The sequence below is a fragment of the Lentisalinibacter sediminis genome (assembly GCF_040706615.1).
GTDB lineage: Bacteria > Pseudomonadota > Gammaproteobacteria > Steroidobacterales > Woeseiaceae > Lentisalinibacter > Lentisalinibacter sediminis.
Genome location: NZ_JAPDRF010000005.1, coordinates 242,183 through 263,555, shown reverse-complemented (window position 1 = coordinate 263,555; position 21,373 = coordinate 242,183). Strand labels below are relative to the sequence as shown.

The following is a 21,373-nucleotide window of genomic DNA, read 5'->3' as shown; positions in this document are numbered from 1 at the left end:
TATGTCGCCCGGACGCTGGCCCGCTCCGGGGGTGCAGGTTATGCTAGCGGCATGCGTCTTACCGTCTTACTCGTCGCACTGCTGCTCGTACAGCCCGCCCTCGCCCAGGTCTATCGCTGGGTCGACGAGGACGGCGTCGTGCACTACACCGACCGCCCCGTGGAGGGTGCCGAGGTCGTCGACCTGCCCGAGGCCAGGGGCACCACCTTCCGCCGGCCGGCGCCGACTCCGTCGGCGGAACGCAGCGCTGCAGCAGCAGAACAGGATGCCGATCAGGGGTTCGCGTACCGCAGCTTCCAGATCGTGCAGCCGTCTGACGAGGAGACACTTTGGAATATAGGCGCCACACTGGAAGTGTCGTTGAGCCTGACACCGGGCCTCAGGGAGGGCCACGAGATAGAGGTGTGGTTCGACGGCTCGGTGCTGGAGAGCCGCGCGCCCGGGAGCCTCAGCTTCACGATACCGGAGGTCTACCGGGGCACACACACTCTGTGGGCACGGGTGCTGGACTCCAGCGGCCAGGTGCGCATCCAGAGCAACGAGATCACGTTCTACGTGCAGCAGACCTCGGTGATCAATCCTCCCTGATCGGCGCCGGCGGGTCTGATGCCGAGGGGGCCCGCGTCATCATCGAGTATCTCTCAACCAGCGTCATCCTCCTGGACGACGAATTCTGCGTAGTCGATCTGAACCCCGCGGCCGAGAATCTGCTCGGCGTCAGTCACGAGCGTGCCCGCGGCACGCCTCTGGTCAGCCTGTGCGGCGACAACCGGAAACTCGCCGAGGTGCTGCAACGAGCGCTGGACGCCGGTCAGACCTTTGCGCGGGAGATCACCTTCGCCACCCGCAACGGCGACGACGACCAGCGCATCACCGACTGCCGGGTCACGCCCCACGGCGGCATCCGCCCTGACGTCACCCTTATTGTGGAGTTCTCGGACGTCACCCGGCGCCTGCGCATCACCCGCGAGAACGCCCTGCTGGCCCAGCACTTCACCGGCCGCAAGATCATCCGCCAGCTGGCCCACGAGATAAAGAACCCGCTCGGCGGTCTGCGCGGCGCGGCCCAGCTGCTCGAACGCCAGCTCGCGAGCCCGGAGCTGAAGGAATACACCGGTGTCATCATCCGCGAGGCGGACCGTCTCGCGGGCCTGGTGGATTCGCTGCTCGGGCCGGGCGGCCAGGTGTCCCGGCGCGAGACCAACATCCACGAGGTACTGGAGCACGTCGCTCAGCTGGTCTCCGCGGAGACCGAGGGCAGCCTGCGCCTCGAGAGAGACTACGACCCGGGTCTGCCGCCGATGATGCTCGACCGGGACCTGTTGGTGCAGGCCGTGCTGAACCTCGTGCGCAATGCGGTAGCCGCCACCGGACCCGCAGGCACCGTGACGCTGCGTACCCGGGCCATCACCAACTTCACCATCGGCGATACCCGGCACCGGGTCATCGCCAGCATCGACGTCGAGGACGACGGCCCGGGCATCCCCGAGGAGCTGCAGGACTCCGTGTTCTATCCGCTGGTCACCAGCCGGCCCGAGGGCACCGGCCTCGGCCTGCCGCTGGCGCAGGAACTGGTGAACCGTCACGGCGGGCTCATCGAGTTCACCAGCCGGCCCGGTTCCACCGTCTTCCATATCCGGCTGCCGCTGAGCGAGCCGGATGGGCACAAGCCATGAACGAGAGCGCTGTCAGAGTCTGGGTGGTCGACGACGATCATTCGGTGCGCTGGGTGCTGGACCAGGCGCTCGCCCAGTCCGGCATGGAGCCCCGCTGCTTCGATCGGGGCGAGGACTTTCTGGACGCTCTCGCCGACTCCGTGCCCGACGTGGTCATCACCGATGTCCGCATGCCCGGCATCGACGGGCTGGAGCTCATGCAGCGCCTGAACAAGGATCATCCGGACCTGCCCGTCATCGTCATCACCGCGCACTCGGATCTGGACAGCGCCGTCGCCGCCTATCAGGGCGGCGCGTTCGAATACCTGCCGAAACCCTTCGACGTGGATGAGGCGGTGGAGCTGGTTCGCCGGGCCCGCCGCGAGCGCGCCAGCCGGGAGGTGGAGGATGGCGAGAGCCAGCCGGTGATCCCCACGCTCATCGGCCAGGCTCCCGCCATGCAGGAGGTCTTCCGTTCCATCGGCCGGCTGGCGCGCTCCAGCATGACGGTGCTGATTACCGGCGAGTCCGGCACCGGCAAGGAACTGGTGGCCCGGGCTCTGCACCAGCACAGCCCGCGCTCGCGCAAGCCCTTCGTGGCGCTGAACACCTCCGCCATCGCCTCCGAACTGCTGGAGTCCGAGCTGTTCGGTCACGAGCGCGGCGCTTTCACCGGGGCCGACTCCCGGCGCACCGGCCGCTTCGAGCAGGCCGACGGCGGCACCCTGTTTCTCGACGAGATCGGCGACATGTCGGCCGCGCTGCAGACCCGCCTTCTGCGGGTGCTCGCCGAAAGCGAGTTCTACCGGGTGGGCGGGCAGGTGCCCATCCGTGTGGACGTACGCGTGATCGCCGCCACCAACCACGACCTCGGACGCGCGGTGAAGGAAGGCACGTTCCGCGAGGATCTGTTCCACCGCCTGAACGTCATCCGCATCGAAACGCCGCCACTGCGCGAGCGCCGTGAGGATATCCCGCTGCTGCTCGCCCACTACCTCGGCGCGGCGGCCCGGGAACTCGGCATCGAGGCGAAGACGCTGAGCGACGAAGCCGTGACGATCCTTACCGCCTTCGACTGGCCGGGCAACGTCCGCCAGCTGGTGAATGCCTGCCGACGGCTGACCGTCACCGCGCCCGGCAACGTCATCGGCCCCGCGGACATTCCGCCCGAACTGGGCGGGCGCCGGGCCGAGGTTGCCGGCCGGCAGAACTGGGCGGTGAGCCTGGCGCGCTGGGCGGAGCAGCGGCTGCGCACGCCGGGGGCGCCGCCGTTGCTGGACGAGGCCCTGCCCGAGTTCGAACGCACACTGATCCGTGCCGCGCTGGCGGAGTCGAATGGTCATCGCCAGGAGGCGGCCCGGTTGCTCGGCTGGGGTCGCAACACGCTTACCCGCAAGATCCGCTCGCTGGAGATCGAGGACTGACCCGGGCAACCGATCCCGCGGCGGCGGCGGAATAAACCCCGGGAATAAAAGCCGGTCCCGCCCGGTCTCCGTCCGTGAATCAGCAATCGCACGGACAAAGATCATGCAGCCCCGCACGCGCCTCCAGACTCCCCTCGTTTTCGTCCTGTACGCCCTGATGGCCGTGGCCGCCGCCTCCCAACAGGTCCCCGACGACGCTGCCGACGTCCGCCCGCTCGATGTCGGCGAGCGGGCCCCGGCCTTCGAGGCCCCTGCCCCGGACGGCAGCGTCTATGCCTTCCGCCCGGACGAGCTGGACCGTCCGGCGATCCTGATCTTCTACCGGGGTGGCTGGTGCCCCTACTGCAACGGCCACCTGGCCGAACTGCGCGATGCCGTCCCGCAGCTGCAGGACACCGGCTACGAGGTGTTGTTCCTGTCCGCCGACCGGCCGTCCCGTTTGCGCGCCAGCCTGGAAGAGCCGGACCTGGACTACCGGCTGCTGTCCGATGCCTCGCTGGCGATCGCGCGCGACTGGGGCATCGCGTTCCGCGTGGACGACGAGACGGCCGAGCGCTATCGCAGCCTCGGCATCGACCTCGCAGCCGCGTCCGGCTACGACCATCAGCAACTGCCGGTACCGAGCGTATTCCTGGTGGACGGCGACGGCTTCGTGCGCTTCCGCTACGTGAACCCGGACTATCGGGAAAGGCTCAGCGCAGAAGCGTTGCTCGAGGCCGCCGGCGTCGACTGAAGCCGCTCAGCAGACCGGCGCGTTGCCCCGTTCGGGTGTCTGCAGGGAGCCGACGAGTGCCTCCACCGACGGGATGCCGTGGCGGGAGAGGTAATCGGCGATGCCCTCGTTGATCTTGCGGCAGAGCAGCGGATCGTAGAACAGCGCCGTGCCGATGCCGACGGTGGTGGCGCCGGCGATCAGGAACTCCAGCGCGTCCTGCGCGGTATGGATGCCGCCCTGACCGATGATCGGCACGCCGTGGCGCTTCGCCACCTGGTACACCTGGTGCACCTTCAGCAATGCGATGGGCCGTATGGCAGGGCCGGACAGGCCGCCCTGCACGTTGCCGATCACCGGCGTGCGCGACTCGGTGTCGACGGCCATGCCCATGATCGTGTTGATGACGGCCAGCGCGTCGCTGCCCGCCTCGATGCAGGCGCGGGCGTTCTCGGCGATGTCGGTCTGGTTCGGCGAGAGCTTGGTGATGATGGGCTTGTCCGTCACCCTGCGGCAGGCCTCCACCACCCGCGCCGACATTTCCGGATAATTGCCGAAGGCGACGCCGCCCTCCTTGATGTTGGGGCAGGAGATGTTGATCTCGATGGCGTCGATGGGCGAGTCGTCGAAGCGCCGGGTCACCTCGGCGTAGTCTTCGATGGTCGAGCCGCAGACATTGGCGAAGAAGCGGGTCTCGTCGAAGTCCAGCGTCGGCAGGATCTCGTCCACCACCTTGTCGGCCCCGGGGTTCTGCAGGCCGATGGCATTCAGCATGCCCATCGGCGTCTCCCAGATGCGATGGGGCGGATTGCCGAGGCGGGGTTCCGGCGTGGTGCCCTTCAGAACGACGGCGCCGACGTCCCGGTTGGAGAAGCCCTCCACCCGGGTGTACTCCTCGCCGAAGCCGACGCAGCCGGACAGCAGTACGATGGGAGATGCCAGTTCCAGGCCGCAGAAGCGCACCCCGACGGGATGTGCGCTCTCCGTGACCTGCCCGTGGTTCTTCGCGTCGGTGGCTGCAACCATGTCGTCGAGGTTCGGTCCGTGGGAAGATGCGTGGGACAATGGCGGACCATGTTCAGCCTGATCCTGTATCAGCCCGAGATACCGCCGAATACGGGCAATATCATACGCCTTTGCGCCAATACGGGCACGGCGCTGCACCTCGTGCGCCCGCTCGGTTTCGAGCTCGACGAGCGGCGGCTGCGGCGTGCGGGGCTGGACTACCGGGAGTTCGCCAGCGTGAGCGTGCATGACGATCTTGCCGCCTGCCGGGAGGCGCTCGGCCGGCCGCGGCTGTTCGCCTTCTCCACCCGGGGCACGCGCCGCTACGACGCCGTGCGCTATGAGCCGGGCGACGCCCTCATGTTCGGGCCGGAGACGCGGGGATTGCCGGACACGGTGCTGTCGTCACTCGACGAGTCGTGCCGCCTGCGCGTGCCGATGGCGAAGGTATCGGGCAACCGCAGCCTGAACCTGTCGAACGCGGCCGCCGTCGCCCTGTTCGAGGCCTGGCGGCAGCACGACTTCGCCGGCGGCGGCTGAGCGCTGCCCCGAAGCCTGATCGCTAGATCACGCTCTCCGGCTTCAGCGCCCGGCGCATCAGGTCGGTGACCGCTTCCTGGGGCGACTTCCGTTCGTAGATGATGCGGTAGATCTGCTCGGCGATCGGCATCTCCACGCCGAGTGCCTGCGCCTTCTCCCACACGGCCCGCGCCGCGAGCACGCCTTCCACCACCTGCCTGATCTCGGCCTCCGCCTCCGCCACCGTCTTGCCGGCGGCCAGCGCGAGACCCATGCGCCGGTTGCGCGACTGATTGTCGGTGCAGGTCAGCACCAGGTCGCCCATGCCGGCCAGCCCCATGAAGGTATCGCGCTCGGCGCCCACCGCGACGCCCAGCCGGGTCATCTCGATGAGCCCGCGGGTGATGAGCGCGATGCGGGTGTTGGCGCCGAAGCCCAGCCCGTCGGACAGACCCGCACCGATGGCGAGCACGTTTTTGACGGCGCCGCCTACCTCCACGCCGATCATGTCGGCTGAGGTATAGGCGCGGAAATTGTCGGTGGATATGCTCTCGGCGATCTCGCGGGCAAAATCCGCGTCGGGTGAGGCGACGGTCAGCGCGGTCGGCAGCCCTGCACCCACTTCCTTCGCGAACGTGGGGCCCGACAGCACCGCCACGGGCACGACCTCACCGAGCACCTCCCGCGCCACCTCGTGGGGCAGCTTGCCGGTCTCGAGTTCGAAGCCCTTGGTGGCCCAGGACACCCGCAGCGGCAGGCGGGCGGCATCGCGGACCTTCACCAGCGTCTCCCGGAGGCCGTGGCTCGGGACCACGATCAGCACGTCGGTGACCCCCTCGAGCGCGGCCGCCAGATCCGGTTCGGGGTGCAGCGCCTCCGGGAAGCGGGCGCCGGGCAGATAGCCCCGGTTCTCGCCGAGCTCCCGCATTTCCGACACCTCTTCGGTCTCGCGCCCCCACATGCGGGTCTCGCGGCCGGTGCGCGCATACTGGATGGCCAGCGCCGTACCCCACGAGCCGGCGCCGATGACGGCGACCGGTCCCGCCGATGCCGGCGCCGGTGACGACGCTGCTCCCCCCCGGGTCACGGCGCGCCGCCCTCAGTTCTGCTGTTCGGCCGGTGGAGTCGCGCCCTCCTGGCGTGACTGGGCATACAGACCGTCGAAGTCGATGGGCTGCAGCAGGAATTCGGGGAATCCGCCCCGCTGGACCAAGCTCGCCACAGCCTCGCGCACATACGGATAAAGCACACCCGGGCAGAAGCTGCCCAGCAGCATGGAGCGGTGCTCCTCGCCGATGCCTGCCAGGCCGAACAGGCCCGCTTGCTGGATCTCCATCAGGAAGACCGTCTTCTCCTCCGCCTTCGCCTCGACGGTCACCGTGAGCACGACCTCGTAGGTGCCGTTTTCGAGTTCCCGGTGGCCGGAGCGCAGATTCAGCTGGGTCTTCGGCTTCAGCTCCTGGGTGAAGACCTGCGGCGCGTTCGGCGACTCGAAGGAGAGGTCCTTCACGTAGATCTTCTGCAGGGTGACCTGTCCGCCCGCCTGCTCGTTGCTGGCCTGTTCACTCATACCCGTGTCCCGTCCTTTCCGTCATTCGTTGTGCTGCGTGATACCCAGCAGCCGGTCCAGGCGGCCGCTGCGTTCCAGCGCCGCCATGTCGTCGTAACCGCCCACGTGCTCGTCCCCGATGAATATCTGCGGCACGCTCGAGCGCCCGCTGAGGGATTCCATTTCCGTGCGCCGCGCCGGGTCGCTCGTCAGGTCGATCTCCTCGAACTGGACGTCCTTGCTGCGCAGCAGGTCCCTGGCCGCCACGCAGTAGGGGCACCAGCCGGTGGCGTACATGCGCACGGGCGGTCGGGCCGGTGCGCTGCCTGTATTGGAGGTATCGGTCGAGCTCATCATCCACCCTTTTTCTTCTTGCGGCCGGTCACCAGCGGCAGGCTCTCCTGCTGCCATGCCGCGAGACCGCCGCGCAGGCTGAACACGTTCTCCACGCCGGTGCCGCGCAGTTTGGCCGCGGCTCGTCCTGCCGCAAGGCCGTTGTCGTCCACCACGAGCACGGGGTGCTCCGCCGCGTCGCCAAGCCGGTCGCGCTCCAGCTGGTCCGCCGGGATGTTGCGCGCATTCACGATGTGGCCCTTGGCGTAGCTCTCCGGGTTGCGTACGTCCACCACGACCGCGTCGTTGTTGATCAGACGCACCGCTTCCAGGGGCCCGAGGTCGGTCAGACCCTGGCGCTTGCGCCGGATCTCCGTGAACACGAGCAGGAAGAAGCTGGCCATGAGCCCGATCATCAGAATCGGGTGATTGCCGGAGAATTCGATCAGTCTGTCCATGGCTGCGGGTCGTGGTGCCGGGTTAGCGGGAGGCCGGTTGCCGGGGAGCGCCGCAGTATACCAGTGATGGGGGCCTGTTCCGTCCCCGACATCCACGCACTATCCTTGGCGGATGCGCCGCGTCGCCCTCCTTCTTCTACTCTGCGTGCTGCCGCTTGCGGGCGGCGCCGACGACGAGGAGCGGGCCCGCATCAAGGAACAGGAACTGGCCGAGGTGCGCGAGCGCATCGCGGAACTCACGCAGAGCATCGAGCGCCAGAATCGGCGCCGCGACGAACTCAGCGCGGAACTGGGTGACGTGGAGGCGGCCATCGGCCGTGTCCGGGTGAAGCTCGAGCGCATCGAGGCCGAAGTGCGCGAGAGCCGTGCCCGTCTCGATGACGTCGCGCGCCAGCAGGCCGAGCGCCGGGGCGAACTCGAGGCCGAGAAGGAACGGCTGGGCGGCCAGATACGGGCGGCGTACGCCAGCGGCCGGCAGGAGCGGATCAAGCTCCTCCTGAACCAGGAAAACCCGGCGGAACTCGGCCGCCTGCTGGCCTACTACGGTTACCTGAACCGGGTGCGCGGCGACAACATCCGCGAGGTCCGCAGGCAGCTAGACGCGCTGGCCGCGCTGCGCCGCCAGGAAGCGGAGGAGCAGGGGAGGCTCGCGGAGCTGGCGGAGGAGGAGCGCCGGGAACTCGCCCGCCTGGCGGACTCCCGCAGCGAGCGGCAGCGGCTGGTGGCCGCCATCGAGGCCGAGATCGCCGCCGGCGGCGACGAGGTGGAGCGGCTGCGCCGCCAGGAGCAAGACCTGACCCGGCTGATCGCCGAGCTCTCCTCCATCCTGGCCGACTATCCCATCAGCTCCGAGGATCCTTTCGGCCGGCTGAAGGGCCGGCTGACCTGGCCGGTGGCCGGGCGCCTGATCCAGGATTACGGCCAGCCCCGGGGCAACGGCCGTCTGCGCTGGAACGGCGTACTGATCGCCGCACCCGCGGGCAAGGAAGTGCGCTCGGTCTACCATGGACGGGTCGCCTATGCCGATTGGCTGCCCGGCCTGGGCCTGCTGGTGATCGTGGACCACGGCGACGGCTACCTCTCGCTGTACGGGCACAACGAGTCCCTGCTGAAGTCCGCCGGCGACTGGGTGGCGCCCGGCGACGTCCTGGCGACGGTCGGCCAGAGCGGCGGTCAGTCGGTACCGGCGCTGTACTTCGAGATCCGGCAGGGCCGCAAACCGGTGGATCCCGGCGACTGGGTGAGTCGCCGTCCGGGCGGCGGCTGAACGCCGACCCTGTCACTCCCCAGCCCGTCGCGGCTGTGCTATCTTCGAACACTGATTCCGGCAACGGAGTCCGGAGCTTTCTATGTCCCTGAAAATCCGCAGTATTCTGGTACTCGTCGTTGGCGCCATGCTGGGTCTCAGCCTGTCGCTGGGCGGCGGCGTGCTGGCGGACCGGCAGGGCGAGGGAGACGAGGACCTGCCCTGGGAGCAGGCCCGGCTGCTGGCCGAGGTCATGGAGCGGGTCAAGCGCGACTATGTCGACGACGTCGACGACCGCCGCCTGATGGAGGCCGCCATCCGCGGCATGGTGGCCGACCTCGACCCCCACTCCCGCTTCCTCGACGAGGAGCAGTACGAGGAGATCCGCATCAGCACCACCGGCAATTACTCCGGGGTGGGCATCGAAGTCAGCATGGACGGCGGCGAGGTGCAGGTGGTGGCGCCCTTCGACGGCACGCCCGCCCAGCAGGCGGGCATACTGCCGGGTGACATCATCATTGCCATCGACGACCTGCCGGTCGACCACGAGAACCTGGACGAGACCGTCAGCCGCATGCGCGGCAAGGTGGGCACACGGGTCAAGCTCACCGTGATGCGCGGCGAGGAATCTCTGGACTTCGCCCTGCTGCGGGCCAACGTGCACGTGAAGAGCGTGCGGGCCCATCTGCTGGACGACGGCCTCGGCTACGTGCGGGTCACCCAGTTCAGCGAGGCCACCAGCCGGGATCTGAAACGTGCCCTGCGCGGCCTGGAGCAGGAGAATGGCGGCGACCTGGACGGCCTGGTGCTCGATCTGCGCAATAACCCCGGCGGCGTGCTCGATGCGGCGGTGGACGTCTCGGACCTGTTCCTGGACGAAGGCCTGATCGTCTCGGCGGAGGGCCGCAGCGAGGAAGCGCGTTTCTCCCACAGCGCGAGGCGGGGCGACGTGCTGGACGGGGCGGAACTGGTCGTCCTGGTGAACGGCGGCTCGGCCTCGGCATCCGAGATCGTGGCCGGCGCGCTGCAGGACAATCATCGGGCCGTCGTCCTCGGTACCCATACCTTCGGCAAGGGCTCGGTGCAGACGGTGATGCCGCTGTCGAATGGCCACGCGATCAAGCTGACCACCTCCCGCTACTTCACGCCCTCCGGCGCCAGCATCCACGAGACCGGCATCAAGCCGGATGTCGTGATCGAGCAGCCGCCGGAGGTGCCGGCGGTCTCCGCCATACTGGCGCCGCCCGATGCGGCGGTGGACCGGCAGCTTGCGGGAGCGATCGACCGGATCACCCGGCCTCGTATCGTACAAAGCAAGGCACCGTGACGCGTCTCGCGGGACTGCTGATCCCGGCGCTACTCGGGTATGCGGGTCTGAGCCACGCCTCCGCCGAGCAGGCACCGCCGCGTATCGCCATCATCATCGACGACCTCGGCTATGGCCGGGCGGCCGGCGAGCGCGTGACGCGCCTGCCCGGTCCCGTCGCCTGCGCCGTGCTGCCGGGCACGCCCCACGGCGTCCGCCTGGCCCGGCTGGCTCACGCGGCCGGCAAGCAGGTCATGCTGCACCTGCCGATGCAGTCGCTCGACGACATCGAACCGGCGCCCGGCCTGTTCCAGCTCGACACGACGCGGACGCAGCTCGCCGCGCGGGTGGCCGCCGACCTCGCCGCCATCCCCCATGTCACCGGTATCAACAACCACCGCGGCAGCCTGCTGACCCGGCACCCGGGTCACATGACGTGGCTGATGGAGGAGATCGGCGCCCGCGAGGGGTTGTTCTTCATCGACAGCTACACCACTGCCGCCAGCGTCGCCCTCGGCATCGCCCGCGAATCCGGCATCCCGGCCGCCCGCCGGGACGTGTTCCTGGACCCGGATCGGGACCCGGCGACCGTGCGGCGTGAGTTCGACCGGCTGCTCGCGCTTGCGCGCCGGCATGGCAGCGCGCTCGCGATCGGTCATCCCTACCCGGCCACACTGACGCTGCTGGAGACGGAGCTGCCTCGGCTCGCCGAGCTGGGCATCGAACTGGTGAGCCCCGGCGAACTGGTCCGCATACGCACATCGGAGGCGAATCGATCATGGCCACCGTCCTCGTACCGCTTGCAGACGGCTTCGAAGAGATAGAAGCGGTCACCGTCGTCGACGTCCTGCGCCGGGGCGGCGCAGAGGTGACCGTCGCCGGCCTGGCGCCTGGGCCCGTGCACGGCTCCCACGGCATCCAGCTGGTGCCGGACGAGACCCTGGACGACGTGCTCAGCCGGGACTACGACATGATCGTGCTGCCGGGCGGTCTGCCCGGCGCGGACAACCTGGAGGCCGACGAGCGCATCGCCGGGCTCCTGCGGCGCATGGCCGACAGCGGCCGCTTTACTGCCGCGGTTTGCGCGGCGCCGAAGGTGTTGGCCGCCGCGGGCCTGCTGGAGGGGCGCCGCGCTACCAGCTTCCCCGGCTTCCTCGATCCCTACCGGGAAGCGGGTGTGCAGCTGGCCGCGGACGCCGTGGTGCGGGACGGTCGCATCATCACCTCCCGCAGCGCGGGCACGGCCATGGATTTCGCGCTCGAGCTGGTGGCCGCCCTCCTCGGCGAGGAACGCGCGATGGAAGTGGAACAGCGCCTCCGGCGCTCGCATCCCCTCCGCGCGCCGGTGTGAGCGCGGACGGCGTGCACTGCCGGTGAGCCGGTCGCCCCGGGAACTGCCGGACCTCGACTGGGCGGAGCTCAGCGGCTTCGCGCGCAGCCTGGTCGAGGTGGAGTGGCTGCTGGTGGCGCTGGCGCTGGTCTATGTCTATTTCGCGGACTTCCCGGATGGTGGCCCGGGCAGCCCCGGGCTCTACGTGGCCTTCGTCAGCGGTTTCGCCGCCAGCATCCTGGTGCTGCGCTACACGCCGGCCCTGCGCGGCACGCCACGTCTGCTGATCGGGGTCGAGCTGGCGCTGATGACCCTGTTCGTGACGCTGGTGAGCTGGCAGACCGGCGGCGTGCACAGCCCGCTGATCAATCTGTACCTCCTGCCCCTGGTGACCAGCGCGCTGATCTTCGGCCGCCTCACCACGCTGTGGCTGTTCGTCTTCCTGGTGGCCTGCCTGTTCACGCTGATGACGGTCAGACGGGGGGCCCCCGACCGCGAGGACTTCGCCGCACTGTTCACCCTGCTTGCGCCGATGGCGCTGGTGGCGGTCCTGACGATGCTTCTGGCCGGCAATATCCGCGCCGGGCGCGCCCGCATCCGTGACCTGAGCGAGCGCGATGCCCTCACCGGCCAGCTGAACATGCACGCCTTCACCCGCCGCCTGCAGCAGGAACACCGGCGCGCGAGCCACGAGGGCGGCCGCTACGCCGTCGTCGTCGTCGACGTGGACAACCTGAAGAAGATCAACCAGGAATTCGGCCACGAGACGGGCAACCGCGCGATCCGCCTGGTGGTCAAGGCCATCCAGCGCTGTACGCGGCGGGCCGACACGCTCGCCCGCCTGGGCGGCGACGAGCTGATACTGCTGCTGCCCGGCGCCGATCGGGCGACCGCCGAGCGCATCATGCTCAGGATACGCAACAGCGTGCATGCCACCACGTTCAGCGTGGGTCGGTCGATGATCCGCATCAGCGCCAGCCTGGGCGCGGCAGTTTATCCCGAGGACGGCGAGGATCACCGGGAGCTGGCCACGCTCGCCGAACGGGCGATGTACCGGGAGCGCGCCGAGCGCGAGCGCCTGGAGGCCGCCAAGTGGCCGAGCGGTTATGCCGGCTGAGGACGCACTCCCCGCGCCGCGGCGGGTTAAGCTTGGCCCATGAGACGCGCCGTCTATCTCGTCACCCTGGTGCTCGCCGGGCTTCTGCTCGGTCTCGGCAGTGCCTGGTACGTGATCACGGGCGGCGCCGTGACGGGCGTGGCCTACGGCCCCTGGGAGAACAACCCCCTGGTGGGCAGTGCCACTGCAGGGCCCCGGGACCGGGCGCGGGTGGCCCATCACGCGCTGCTCGGTCTGACCCGGGAGGAGGCCGTCTATTACGTCGCGACCCGTGACAGCGACGGCCGCCCCCTCTCCGCCGACGCCACGTACCGCATCAGCGGCGCCGGCATCCCCGCCCGCTGGTGGAGCATCACGGCCTACGGTCCCGACTACTACCTGATCCCCAACGAACAGGGAGTCTATTCCTTCAACAGCGAGACGGTGTCCCGCGGCGGGGATGGCGGCTTCGCATTTCTGGTCTCGCGCAGGCCCCACGAGGGTGACTGGTTGCCGCTCGGTGAGGCCAGGCAGTTCGATCTGCTGCTGCGGCTGTACAACCCTCGGGGCCGGGCGAGCGCGTCAGACCTGCCGGTGATCGAACGGGTGGACGGCCATGAGTGAGCGGCGCAAGGGCCGGTCGCCGGGTCGACTGGCAGCCTGGCTGCTCGGCGTGGCGCTGATCGCCGCGTTCACCCATCTGGCAGCCGTCCATGTCTATCCGCGTCTGCTGATGCACGGCGCATGGCAGGCCATCTCCGAGGTCGCCGACGATACGGGCCTGCTGCACGCGCCCCGGCCCGATGCCACCTCCCGCACCGTGGTGCGCCCCAGTCCGGACCTCGTCTACTCCGTCTGCCTGTACGACCTGGCGGCAGGCCCCTGGTCGATCCGGCTGGAGGTGCCGGACAGCTATATGTCAGTCTCGCTCTACGCCATGAACACCGACAATTTCTTCACCGTGAACGACCGGCAGGCGCCACGCGGCTCCATGGAACTCCTGATCGTCTCCGGGCCCGTGGACGAGTACGAGGCCGCCACGGGAGGCCGGCCGCTGGTGGTCCGGGCCCCGGGCGAGCGGGGCATGGCGCTGGTGCGCTACTTCGCGGGCAGCGGCGCGAATGCCGCGGCCATAGAGGCGGCGCGTCGCACCCTGGCCTGCGGCCCCGGCGCATCCCGGGCCGAGATGGCGCCCTCGGACCGGGCGCGGCGCACGGGTGACTGGCCCGGTAATGGAGGCGACGATGCCTGACTACCGCTACTGTCCGCGCTGCGCCACGCCGCTGGCGGAGGAGGAACGGGGCGGCAGCCTGCGGGGGGTGTGTCCCGCGGAGGGCTGCGGCTTCGTGCACTGGAACAACCCGGCGCCGGTGGTGGCGGCCATTGTGGAGCGCGACGATCACATCATCCTCGTCCGCAGCCACGGCTGGCCGGAGAAATGGTTCGGGCTGGTCACCGGCTTCCTCGAGCACGGCGAGATGCCCGAGGAGGCGGTGCTGCGCGAGGTCCGCGAGGAGACCGGGCTGGCGGCCGAACTCGGCGGTTACGTGGGTATGTACCCTTTCTATCGGATGAACCAGCTCATCATCGCCTACCACGTGCTCGCCGCTCCCGGCGAGATCCGTCTGGACGAGAGCGAGCTGGCCGACTGGCGGGAGGTACCGGTGGAGAAGGTGCGGCCCTGGCCGAGAGGCACGGGCACCGCGCTCAGGGACTGGCTGGCCAGCCGCGGCTACGAGCGGGATTACGTCCCCCTGCCCGGACGGGAATCCGATATGGAGCGCGGATCTTGAGCTTCTACGAGCACCATGTGCTGCCCCACGCGCTGAATCTGGCCTGCGGCTTCAAGGCGATCCGGCGTCAGCGGCGAAAAGTGGTGCCGGCGGCGGAGGGCCGGGTGCTCGAGATCGGCTTCGGCAGCGGCCTCAACGTGCCTTACTACGACTTCGGCAAGGTCACGAAGCTCTGGGCGCTGGAGCCCTCCGAGGGCATGCGCCGTCTCGCCCGCAAGCGCCTGAATCCCGTGCGCACCGAGTTCGAGTTCATCGATCTGCCGGGCGAGGAGATTCCCCTGGAGGACGCCAGCGTCGACACGGTGCTCTGTACGTTCACGCTCTGCACGATCCCCGACACGACGGCCGCGCTGGCCGGTATGCAGCGCGTGCTGAAGCCCGGCGGTCGGCTGCTGTTCTGCGAACACGGGCGGGCGCCGGACGAGCGCGTCCGCCGCTGGCAGGACCGCCTCAACCGGCCCTGGAGCCGCATCGCCGGCGGCTGTCAGCTGAACCGGGACATACCCGCCCTGATCCGGGAGGCCGGCTTCCGCATCGAGGAGGAGGACAGCATGTACGTACCCGGCGGCCCGAAGATGCTGTCCTGGCAGTGGTGGGGCAGTGCCCGACCCGGCCATTGAACCGGGCCGCGGCCCGCTTGTCCAAACTCCGTCACAGGGCCGGCCGGGCGCCGGCGCTATAATCCGGAACCCCATGACGATGAACCGATCGCGCAAGCCGATCCTGGCAGCACTGCTCCTGTGCGCCGCGCTCCCGTCGGGCGCGATGGCGCAGGACGCGGGCCAGGTGGAGGAGCCGCCACCGGCACCGGCCTCCGGCGCCGCTGAGACGGCCGCGCCGGCGCGCAGCGGAGATGTCGTCTGCCCCCGGGACTACGATCCGGTCTGCGCGCCGGACGGCAAGACCTACACCAACGCCTGCATGGCGCAGGCGGCCGGACACGCCTCCGCCGTGGCCGGCGTTTGCGACAAGCAGAGAACCTGCCCCGACCGTTTCCGACCCGTGTGCGGGGCGGACGGCAACACCTACAGCAATGACTGTTATGCGAAGCGCGCGGGCGTCGAGGTGGTGAGCTACGGCATCTGCCAGGAGCCGGAATGCCCCGACGTCTACGAGCCGGTGTGCGGCATGAACGGACGCACCTTCCGCAACCGCTGCCAGGCCGACCTGGCCCGGGTCGCCGTCCAGCGCGAGGGCATCTGCGACGTGACCAACTGCCCGGACGTGTACGCGCCGGTCTGCGGCGAGGACGGGCGCACCTACGCCAACGCCTGCGTGGCGGAGGCCGAGTCGGTGCGCATCGTCGAGCTGAATGCCTGCGGGACGCGGCCCTGCCCGGGCATGTTCGTGCCGGTCTGCGGCGCTGACGGGGTGACCTACGGTAATGCCTGCGAGGCCGAGCGCGCCGGCGCCCGCATCGAGATGCCCGGTACCTGCAGCGGTCTTAATTGCCCCCCCACCTATCAGCCGGTCTGCGGCATGGACGGGCGCACCTACGACAACGAGTGCCTGCTGGAGTCCGCCGGGATCGAACTGGCCTACGCCGGGGAGTGTCTCTGACCGTCATGGGGGAGCTCACCCTCAGACGCCGGCTGTCGGACTGGCTGGTGCGCCGCCGCCGGCGCTCGGACCTGGCCTTCGAGGCGGTGGAGAATCCGGATGCCTCCGCCCTGGAGGTGGTACGCCGCGGCGTCGCCGCGTGGAACGACTCGCAGATCGGCCCCACGGCCCATCACGTGCCGGTGGGCGTCTTCGTCCGCGACCCCACCGGGCGCGTGCGCGGCGGGGCCACCGGCTACATCGGCTGGGGCTGGCTTTACGTCGAGCGTCTCTGGGTCGACGAGGAATTCCGCGGCCGTCACGTCGGCACCGAACTGATGATGCGGCTGGAGCGTCTCGCGCTGGACCGCGACGTCAACCGCTTCCAGGTGGGCACCACCAGCTTCCAGGCGCTCGGCTTCTACCGGAAGATGGGCTACGAGGTGTTCGCCGAGCTGCCGGATCATCCGCCCGGTCACACGGACTACTTCCTGAAGAAGTACGTCTCGCTCTCCGGGGAGGCCGAGGACGAGGAACCGGACGCTTGACCCGGGCCTGACCCGGGGCCGGACGAATCGCGCCTAGACGGCGAGCGGCACCAGCCGGCCATCGGCGGTGCGGCGGTGAGGCACCCAGAGCAAGCCGACGAAGCGCACCCGGACGTTGCTCGCCGCCGCCCGTACGGGAATCTCGTCGAGCTCCGCCTCCTGTGCGTCGAAAGCGGTATCGAGCTGCGCCACTTCCTGCTCCATCTGCGCGTTCAGCTCGGCGAGTTCGGTCTCGACCCGCGTTACGGTTTCTTCTGCCCGCGCGACGTCCCCTGCCTCTTTGCTCATGCCACCGGCCGTTTTCACGGCGGTACCGATCTTGCCCGCGGTCGCAGTCGACAGGCGCTTGCGGCCGAGCACCGCGCCGAGGATGGCCGTGCCCACCGAGATCACGGTATCGATGCGCTTCTTCGCCACCTGCTGGCTCTCGCGTTCCAGCGTCTGCCTGGCCCGCAGCAGACGGTTCTCCAGCGTGTTGACCTTGGAGGCATAGCGTTTGCGGAGCCGCGCCACCTCCTGGTCACGCTTCTCGCTGGCAGCCTGCTGCAATCGGATGCGGAAGTCGGCCTCGCTCTCGGCCGGCTCCGACGTCAGCTTGAGGTGCCGGTTGCGATACAGGACGACCGGCCGCTCGTTGCGTATCCAGCGCTTCAGGTCGCGCTCCCAGTCGGCATAGCTGTCCGCCGCCGCCAGCGTGCCCGCGAGCGGGGTGTAGGCGGTGCCGGGCAGACCCCGTGTCTCGAGCTCGTCGGCAGCGAACGGCAGTTCCTGCGCCTCGTTCCAGTCCAGCGCCACCGCGCCGTCCCCGGCCTCGGCCGCGAGGAGGTAGCGGCGTTCCTCGTCCACCCCGTACCGGCTGCTGGTGTAGGCTGCCTCTGCCGCACCGATTACCCGGGGGCGGTAGACGATGTCGCCGGGGTTCTCCGCCCCGGCCGGCAGCCAGAACTGCTGCACGGCGGGCGCAAGTACCGGGGGCGCCGAGGCCACCTCGCCCAGCGTCGAAGCACCCGCGGACTCGTCGGGTTCTGCGGCTTCAGCCGGCGCCGGCCGCCGGCCCTGCATCAGGCGCCGGATCTGATCCCGGGTGAGCGGCCCCGGCAGATACGACATGACCCAGCGGGTGTTGAAGACGACCGGCGCATCCTCGTGCACGTTGTGCAGCAGGAAACGTCGCTTGCCGAGCCCGGCGATGGTCTGCTCCATGCGGCCGCGGTCGAACTCGACGCCGGCGGCCGCCCCTTCGAGGCCCTCCATGACCCGGGCCTTGTCGCGCTCGGTCTGCAGGCGGCCGATGAACCAGGTGCCCGTATTGGAAAGACCCTTGTAGTCGAGGTCCACCGGGTTCTGGGTGGAGAGCACCAGCCCCAGGCCATAGGCACGCGCCTGCTTGAGCAGGGTCAGGAACAGCGGCTTGGACGGGGGATTCGCCACCGGCGGCATGTAGCCGAATATCTCGTCCATGTAGAGGATGGCGCGCAGGCTGGCGGTGCCGGGCTGGGCGCGCATCCAGGCGATGAGTTCGTTCAGCAGCATGCTGACGAAGAACATGCGTTCCGGCTCGGAGAGGTGGGCGATCGACATGACCGACACCCGGGGCTTGCCGCTCTCCGTGTAGAGCAGGCGCCCGGCACTGAGCGGCTCGCCCTCCATCCAGGCTTCGAAGCCCGGCGCGGCCAGCAGGCTGTTCAGCTGCATGGCAAGCTCGAAGCGTTCCTTCGGCGGATAGAAGGAGTCGAGCGACATCACGCCGATGCGCGTGATTGGCGGATTCTGGATCAGCCCGATCAGCGTGGCGACGTCCAGGTCGCGGTCCTCGCCCCAGTAGTGGTCCAGCAGGTTCGAGACGAGGATGTGCTCCCGGCTGGTCACCGGGTCGGCGTCGATGCCGAGCAGCGACAGGACGCCGGTGGCGGTCGCCTGCACGCGCTCCCGGTAGAGGTCCCGGTCCTCGCAGAATACCGCATCCGGCGCTGCGAACGAGCGCAGCACCGAGACCGGCAGGCCGGCGGTGGAGCCGGGCGTGTAGACGGCCATGTCGGTGCGCTCGCGCAGCGCCCGGATGCGTTCACCGTCCTGGCCCCAGTCCGTCAGGCCCTTCTTCCACAGCGCCGCCTGGTCGGCGGCGAACTGGCGCACCGTGCGGCCCTGGTTCACCGCTTCGGAGGGGTTCACCCACGGCTCGAAATCGTCGGCGGCGAGGTCGGGGAAGGTCAGCAGCAGGTTGCCGAGGTCGCCCTTCGGATCGATCGCGATCACCGGCACGTGGTCCATGGCGGCTTCCTCGATGATGCCGATGCCGAGGCCGGTCTTGCCGCTGCCGGTCATGCCGATGATTACGGCATGGGTGGTGAGGTCCTTCGAGTCGTACAGGACCAGCTCGTCGCCGACCTTGCCGCTGGCCTCGTCGACCGCCTTGCCTACGTAGAACGCACCGAGTTTCTCGAAATCCTGCATCGCATCAGCCCTCGCCTCCGGTATCCGGTTCGGTTTCTTCCTTGCCGCTACCGCGTTTCACCAGCACCTTCGACATGAAGATCCCCGCCTCGTACAGAAGGTACACCGGGATCGCCAGCAGCGTCTGGCTGATCATGTCCGGCGGCGTCAGCACCATGCCCAGCACAAAAGCGCCCAGGAATACGTACGCGCGCGCTTTCCCGAGCGTCTCCGGGGTCGTGAAGCCGGCCCATACCAGCAGCACGGTCGCCACCGGCACCTCGAAGGCCAGACCGAAGGCGAAGAAGATCGCGATGATGAAGCTGAGGTAGGCCTCGATATCGGTCATCACCGCCACGTCCGTGGGCGCCACGCTGGTGAAGAAGCCGAACATCAGCGGGAACACCACGAAATAGGCGAAGGCGATGCCGAGGTAGAAGAGCAGGATGCTCGAGGCCAGCAATGGCACCGCCATCTTCTTTTCGCGCTTGTAGAGGCCGGGGGCGATGAAGGCCCAGGCCTGATACAGCACCACCGGCATGGCCAGGAACAGCGCGACGAAGAACGAGAGCTTGAACGGCGAGAAGAAGGGGGATGCGACGCCGGTGGCGATCATGCTGTTGCCCTCGGGGAGGGCCCGCACGAGGGGCGTTGCCACCAGCGTGAAGATGCGTGCCGCGAACGGCGCCAGTATCAGGAAAATGACGAGGACGGCGATCGTGGCCTTGAGCAATCGGGACCGCAGCTCGACGAGATGCGAGAGCAGCGTCGCTTCCTCCAGACGCTCCTCATCTTTCGGTTCCTGAGTGCGCTCTTCGCTCGTGGTCATGACGACGCCGTGGTCTTGTGGCTGCCTGCGCCGTCCTCCGGGCTGTGGTCGCCGGGCTCGCCGGCCGGCTCCTCAACCGATGGGTTTCGGGACTGGTCGGCGGATTGCTGCGGCGGCTCGTCGCCCTGCTCGCCGGCGGCCGCCGGTGCCCCGGCCTTCGTCTCTCCGGCATCGGGCCGCGGCGGTGCCGCCGGGTCCGGCACCGGGCGGTCGTCGCCCTGTTGTTCGGCATCGGCGTGACCCGTTTCGCCGAAGCCGGACTCGTCGTCCTCGCCGTCCTCGTAGTCCAGGTCGGTCGGTTTCGGCTTTGGCTTTGGCTTTGCGACGGGCTTGTCCATGAGCGAGGACAGCGGCTGGTTGACCGACTCGCGCACCTTGGAGAACTCGAGTTCCTCCTCGACCTGCCGCTTGAGCATGCGGGTCATGCGCCGTGCCTGCCCCACCCAGCTGCCGAGCTTGTTCGCCACCTGCGGCAGCTTCTCGGGCCCCAGCACCAGGAGCCCGATGACGAACAGCAGGATGAGTTCGGAAAAACCGACGTCGAACACGGCGTGCGCGCAGGGTCAGGACTGACCGGTCTTCGAACCGGACTGGCTCTCCGTCGTGCGGGTCTCGTTCTGCGTGCCGAAGTCCGCGTCCTTCTCCTCGCTGTCCGGGAGATTCTTCTGCTCGGGTTCCTTGTCGGCATCGTCCATCGCGCTGCGGAAACCGCGGACGGCCTCGCCCACGTCGGAACCCATGTTGCGCAGCTTCTTCGTGCCGAAGATCGCGATGACGATCAGCAGCACGATAAGGAGCTGCCAGATACTGATGTTCCCTAACATTTCCTAGTCACCCCACAGGCGGTCCTGTGTACCGATTGTGAATGTGCGGCGGCCACGGGGCCACCTCCGAGTGGTGGATGATACGTCAATTCGGCAACAGGAAATGTGCGCAGGTTCCCCGATGCCGGAGGCTTCCGCTCAGGTCTCGAGCCAGAAGGTCACGGGGCCCCAGTTGACAAGTGATACGCGCATGTCGGCACCGAACTCCCCGGTGGCGACGGTACCGTGGGCGGCCCGCGCCCGGGCGGCCAGCTCGTCGAACAGGCGCCGGCCCTCCTCCGGCGGCGCCGCCGTCGTGAAGCTGGCCCGGGTGCCCTTGCGCGTATTGGCGGCCAGGGTGAACTGGGGCACCAGCAGCAGCGCCCCGCCGGTGTCCGCGAGGGACCGGTTCATGCGGCCCTCGGCATCCGGGAACACCCGGTAACCGAGCAGGCGCTCTGCCAGGCGGGCGGCGTCGCGCTGGTCGTCGCCCCGGCGTACCCCCACCAGGACCGCGAGCCCCTCGCCGATGCTGGCCACCTCCCGCCCGTCCACGTGGACGGACGCTTCCGTGACCCGCTGCAGCAGACCGATCATGTCCAGATTCTTCCCGCGGTTTCCCAGAAAATGGCGATGCTGCCTGTCGGGCCCGATGGCAGTCTACCCCGGTCGCCGGCACCCCGCCGCGCGGGCACGCCAACGGCTTTCCACGGGGGAGGAGACCGCCGCAGCCGCCCGCTCACAGGGAGGTGCATGGGACCGCGGCCCTCCTCCCCCGCCAATTAGTCCCACAAA

26 protein-coding genes are annotated in these 21,373 nt (G+C 69.0%); 16 read left to right on the top strand and 10 right to left on the bottom strand.

The genetic code is table 11. From position 1 onward, the window contains the following. The first annotated feature begins 51 nt into the window (after window positions 1-51). The 4 genes from ACJMKX_RS11640 to ACJMKX_RS11625 all read left to right on the top strand — a co-directional run bounded on the left by ACJMKX_RS11640 (window position 52) and on the right by ACJMKX_RS11625 (window position 3,812). Window positions 52-588, top strand: a complete 537-nt coding sequence (locus ACJMKX_RS11640) for a DUF4124 domain-containing protein (protein WP_405225313.1) — start codon at window positions 52-54, stop codon at window positions 586-588. Beyond that, a complete protein-coding gene (gene glnL / locus ACJMKX_RS11635; RefSeq protein WP_405225310.1) occupies window positions 492-1,676 on the top strand; it encodes a nitrogen regulation protein NR(II) in 1,185 nt (394 codons plus the stop codon). Before ACJMKX_RS11640 ends, glnL begins: the two co-directional genes overlap by 97 nt. After that, window positions 1,673-3,079 (top strand): nitrogen regulation protein NR(I), encoded by a 1,407-nt coding sequence (ntrC, locus tag ACJMKX_RS11630; protein WP_405225307.1) that lies wholly within the window; start codon window positions 1,673-1,675, stop codon window positions 3,077-3,079. The genes glnL and ntrC overlap by 4 nt, the downstream gene beginning before the upstream one ends. A gap of 103 nt (window positions 3,080-3,182) precedes the next feature. Next, window positions 3,183-3,812: a peroxiredoxin-like family protein gene (locus ACJMKX_RS11625; RefSeq protein ID WP_405225304.1), complete on the top strand. Its 630-nt coding sequence runs from the start codon at window positions 3,183-3,185 to the stop codon at window positions 3,810-3,812. Between the two features lie 6 nt (window positions 3,813-3,818). On the opposite strand, the gene ACJMKX_RS11620 is transcribed toward ACJMKX_RS11625, so the two are convergent. Next, window positions 3,819-4,817, bottom strand: a complete 999-nt coding sequence (locus tag ACJMKX_RS11620; protein ID WP_405225302.1) for a dihydroorotate dehydrogenase — start codon at window positions 4,815-4,817, stop codon at window positions 3,819-3,821. 48 nt (window positions 4,818-4,865) lie between these two features. On the opposite strand from ACJMKX_RS11620, the gene ACJMKX_RS11615 reads away from it, so the two are divergent. Next, window positions 4,866-5,336: a tRNA (cytidine(34)-2'-O)-methyltransferase gene (locus tag ACJMKX_RS11615; protein ID WP_405226627.1), complete on the top strand. Its 471-nt coding sequence runs from the start codon at window positions 4,866-4,868 to the stop codon at window positions 5,334-5,336. 22 nt (window positions 5,337-5,358) lie between these two features. On the opposite strand, the gene ACJMKX_RS11610 is transcribed toward ACJMKX_RS11615, so the two are convergent. The 4 genes from ACJMKX_RS11610 to ACJMKX_RS11595 are packed head-to-tail and all read right to left on the bottom strand — an operon-like array spanning window position 5,359 to window position 7,655. After that, window positions 5,359-6,402 (bottom strand): NAD(P)H-dependent glycerol-3-phosphate dehydrogenase, encoded by a 1,044-nt coding sequence (locus ACJMKX_RS11610; RefSeq protein ID WP_405225299.1) that lies wholly within the window; start codon window positions 6,400-6,402, stop codon window positions 5,359-5,361. Window positions 6,403-6,414: 12 nt separating this feature from the next. Further along, on the bottom strand, window positions 6,415-6,885 hold the full coding sequence (gene secB / locus ACJMKX_RS11605) for a protein-export chaperone SecB (protein ID WP_405225296.1): 471 nt from the start codon (window positions 6,883-6,885) through the stop codon (window positions 6,415-6,417). Window positions 6,886-6,906: 21 nt separating this feature from the next. After that, window positions 6,907-7,221, bottom strand: coding sequence for a glutaredoxin 3 (gene grxC / locus ACJMKX_RS11600; RefSeq protein WP_405225293.1), 315 nt, complete (start codon window positions 7,219-7,221; stop codon window positions 6,907-6,909). Then, window positions 7,218-7,655 carry a rhodanese-like domain-containing protein gene (locus ACJMKX_RS11595; RefSeq protein WP_405225290.1) on the bottom strand — a complete coding sequence of 146 codons (438 nt, stop codon included), beginning with the start codon at window positions 7,653-7,655 and terminating at the stop codon, window positions 7,218-7,220. Before ACJMKX_RS11595 ends, grxC begins: the two co-directional genes overlap by 4 nt. Before the next feature lie 112 nt (window positions 7,656-7,767). On the opposite strand from ACJMKX_RS11595, the gene ACJMKX_RS11590 reads away from it, so the two are divergent. From ACJMKX_RS11590 to ACJMKX_RS11540, 11 genes are all read left to right on the top strand, one after another. Next, window positions 7,768-8,922 (top strand): murein hydrolase activator EnvC family protein, encoded by a 1,155-nt coding sequence (locus tag ACJMKX_RS11590; protein ID WP_405225287.1) that lies wholly within the window; start codon window positions 7,768-7,770, stop codon window positions 8,920-8,922. 82 nt (window positions 8,923-9,004) lie between these two features. Then, window positions 9,005-10,228 (top strand): S41 family peptidase, encoded by a 1,224-nt coding sequence (locus ACJMKX_RS11585; protein ID WP_405225284.1) that lies wholly within the window; start codon window positions 9,005-9,007, stop codon window positions 10,226-10,228. Then, complete coding sequence (locus tag ACJMKX_RS11580; protein ID WP_405225281.1) at window positions 10,225-11,031, top strand: divergent polysaccharide deacetylase family protein; 807 nt, start codon at window positions 10,225-10,227, stop codon at window positions 11,029-11,031. The genes ACJMKX_RS11585 and ACJMKX_RS11580 overlap by 4 nt, the downstream gene beginning before the upstream one ends. Further along, entirely contained in the window at window positions 10,986-11,558 is a 573-nt protein-coding gene (locus ACJMKX_RS11575; RefSeq protein ID WP_405225278.1) for a DJ-1 family glyoxalase III, read from the top strand. Before ACJMKX_RS11580 ends, ACJMKX_RS11575 begins: the two co-directional genes overlap by 46 nt. 22 nt (window positions 11,559-11,580) lie before the next feature. Next, entirely contained in the window at window positions 11,581-12,654 is a 1,074-nt protein-coding gene (locus ACJMKX_RS11570) for a GGDEF domain-containing protein (protein WP_405225275.1), read from the top strand. Window positions 12,655-12,693: 39 nt separating this feature from the next. After that, entirely contained in the window at window positions 12,694-13,257 is a 564-nt protein-coding gene (locus ACJMKX_RS11565) for a DUF1214 domain-containing protein (RefSeq protein WP_405225272.1), read from the top strand. Next, window positions 13,250-13,885 carry a DUF1254 domain-containing protein gene (locus ACJMKX_RS11560; protein ID WP_405225269.1) on the top strand — a complete coding sequence of 212 codons (636 nt, stop codon included), beginning with the start codon at window positions 13,250-13,252 and terminating at the stop codon, window positions 13,883-13,885. The genes ACJMKX_RS11565 and ACJMKX_RS11560 overlap by 8 nt, the downstream gene beginning before the upstream one ends. Further along, window positions 13,866-14,426, top strand: a complete 561-nt coding sequence (locus ACJMKX_RS11555) for an NUDIX domain-containing protein (RefSeq protein WP_405226624.1) — start codon at window positions 13,866-13,868, stop codon at window positions 14,424-14,426. Before ACJMKX_RS11560 ends, ACJMKX_RS11555 begins: the two co-directional genes overlap by 20 nt. Further along, complete coding sequence (locus tag ACJMKX_RS11550; RefSeq protein WP_405225266.1) at window positions 14,423-15,046, top strand: class I SAM-dependent methyltransferase; 624 nt, start codon at window positions 14,423-14,425, stop codon at window positions 15,044-15,046. Before ACJMKX_RS11555 ends, ACJMKX_RS11550 begins: the two co-directional genes overlap by 4 nt. A 73-nt stretch (window positions 15,047-15,119) precedes the next feature. Then, a complete protein-coding gene (locus tag ACJMKX_RS11545) occupies window positions 15,120-15,986 on the top strand; it encodes a Kazal-type serine protease inhibitor family protein (protein WP_405225264.1) in 867 nt (288 codons plus the stop codon). Between the two features lie 5 nt (window positions 15,987-15,991). Then, entirely contained in the window at window positions 15,992-16,513 is a 522-nt protein-coding gene (locus ACJMKX_RS11540; RefSeq protein ID WP_405225262.1) for a GNAT family N-acetyltransferase, read from the top strand. 33 nt (window positions 16,514-16,546) lie between these two features. Here ACJMKX_RS11540 and ACJMKX_RS11535 read toward each other — a convergent pair whose 3' ends face one another. The 5 genes from ACJMKX_RS11535 to dtd form a co-directional block, all read right to left on the bottom strand. Next, entirely contained in the window at window positions 16,547-18,967 is a 2,421-nt protein-coding gene (locus tag ACJMKX_RS11535) for an ATP-binding protein (RefSeq protein ID WP_405225259.1), read from the bottom strand. 4 nt (window positions 18,968-18,971) lie between these two features. Next, the gene (tatC, locus tag ACJMKX_RS11530; RefSeq protein ID WP_405225256.1) at window positions 18,972-19,775 is read right to left on the bottom strand and encodes a twin-arginine translocase subunit TatC; all 804 of its coding nucleotides are present in this window, start codon (window positions 19,773-19,775) and stop codon (window positions 18,972-18,974) included. Beyond that, the gene (tatB, locus tag ACJMKX_RS11525) at window positions 19,772-20,323 is read right to left on the bottom strand and encodes a Sec-independent protein translocase protein TatB (RefSeq protein WP_405225253.1); all 552 of its coding nucleotides are present in this window, start codon (window positions 20,321-20,323) and stop codon (window positions 19,772-19,774) included. Before tatB ends, tatC begins: the two co-directional genes overlap by 4 nt. Before the next feature lie 15 nt (window positions 20,324-20,338). Then, complete coding sequence (locus tag ACJMKX_RS11520; protein WP_405225250.1) at window positions 20,339-20,599, bottom strand: Sec-independent protein translocase subunit TatA; 261 nt, start codon at window positions 20,597-20,599, stop codon at window positions 20,339-20,341. A gap of 138 nt (window positions 20,600-20,737) precedes the next feature. Continuing rightward, window positions 20,738-21,175: a D-aminoacyl-tRNA deacylase gene (gene dtd / locus ACJMKX_RS11515; RefSeq protein ID WP_405225247.1), complete on the bottom strand. Its 438-nt coding sequence runs from the start codon at window positions 21,173-21,175 to the stop codon at window positions 20,738-20,740. Window positions 21,176-21,373 lie beyond the last annotated feature (198 nt).

Coding starts and splice junctions, on each gene's coding strand:
- ACJMKX_RS11640 (WP_405225313.1), top strand. CDS start 52: ATGCGTCTTACCGTCTTACTCGTCGCACTGCTGCTCGTACAGCCCGCC.
- ntrC (WP_405225307.1), top strand. CDS start 1,673: ATGAACGAGAGCGCTGTCAGAGTCTGGGTGGTCGACGACGATCATTCG.
- ACJMKX_RS11625 (WP_405225304.1), top strand. CDS start 3,183: ATGCAGCCCCGCACGCGCCTCCAGACTCCCCTCGTTTTCGTCCTGTAC.
- ACJMKX_RS11620 (WP_405225302.1), bottom strand. CDS start 4,817: ATGGTTGCAGCCACCGACGCGAAGAACCACGGGCAGGTCACGGAGAGC.
- ACJMKX_RS11615 (WP_405226627.1), top strand. CDS start 4,866: ATGTTCAGCCTGATCCTGTATCAGCCCGAGATACCGCCGAATACGGGC.
- secB (WP_405225296.1), bottom strand. CDS start 6,885: ATGAGTGAACAGGCCAGCAACGAGCAGGCGGGCGGACAGGTCACCCTG.
- grxC (WP_405225293.1), bottom strand. CDS start 7,221: ATGATGAGCTCGACCGATACCTCCAATACAGGCAGCGCACCGGCCCGA.
- ACJMKX_RS11595 (WP_405225290.1), bottom strand. CDS start 7,655: ATGGACAGACTGATCGAATTCTCCGGCAATCACCCGATTCTGATGATC.
- ACJMKX_RS11590 (WP_405225287.1), top strand. CDS start 7,768: ATGCGCCGCGTCGCCCTCCTTCTTCTACTCTGCGTGCTGCCGCTTGCG.
- ACJMKX_RS11585 (WP_405225284.1), top strand. CDS start 9,005: ATGTCCCTGAAAATCCGCAGTATTCTGGTACTCGTCGTTGGCGCCATG.
- ACJMKX_RS11575 (WP_405225278.1), top strand. CDS start 10,986: ATGGCCACCGTCCTCGTACCGCTTGCAGACGGCTTCGAAGAGATAGAA.
- ACJMKX_RS11565 (WP_405225272.1), top strand. CDS start 12,694: ATGAGACGCGCCGTCTATCTCGTCACCCTGGTGCTCGCCGGGCTTCTG.
- ACJMKX_RS11560 (WP_405225269.1), top strand. CDS start 13,250: ATGAGTGAGCGGCGCAAGGGCCGGTCGCCGGGTCGACTGGCAGCCTGG.
- ACJMKX_RS11555 (WP_405226624.1), top strand. CDS start 13,866: ATGGAGGCGACGATGCCTGACTACCGCTACTGTCCGCGCTGCGCCACG.
- ACJMKX_RS11545 (WP_405225264.1), top strand. CDS start 15,120: ATGACGATGAACCGATCGCGCAAGCCGATCCTGGCAGCACTGCTCCTG.
- ACJMKX_RS11540 (WP_405225262.1), top strand. CDS start 15,992: ATGGGGGAGCTCACCCTCAGACGCCGGCTGTCGGACTGGCTGGTGCGC.
- ACJMKX_RS11535 (WP_405225259.1), bottom strand. CDS start 18,967: ATGCAGGATTTCGAGAAACTCGGTGCGTTCTACGTAGGCAAGGCGGTC.
- tatC (WP_405225256.1), bottom strand. CDS start 19,775: ATGACCACGAGCGAAGAGCGCACTCAGGAACCGAAAGATGAGGAGCGT.
- ACJMKX_RS11520 (WP_405225250.1), bottom strand. CDS start 20,599: ATGTTAGGGAACATCAGTATCTGGCAGCTCCTTATCGTGCTGCTGATC.
- dtd (WP_405225247.1), bottom strand. CDS start 21,175: ATGATCGGTCTGCTGCAGCGGGTCACGGAAGCGTCCGTCCACGTGGAC.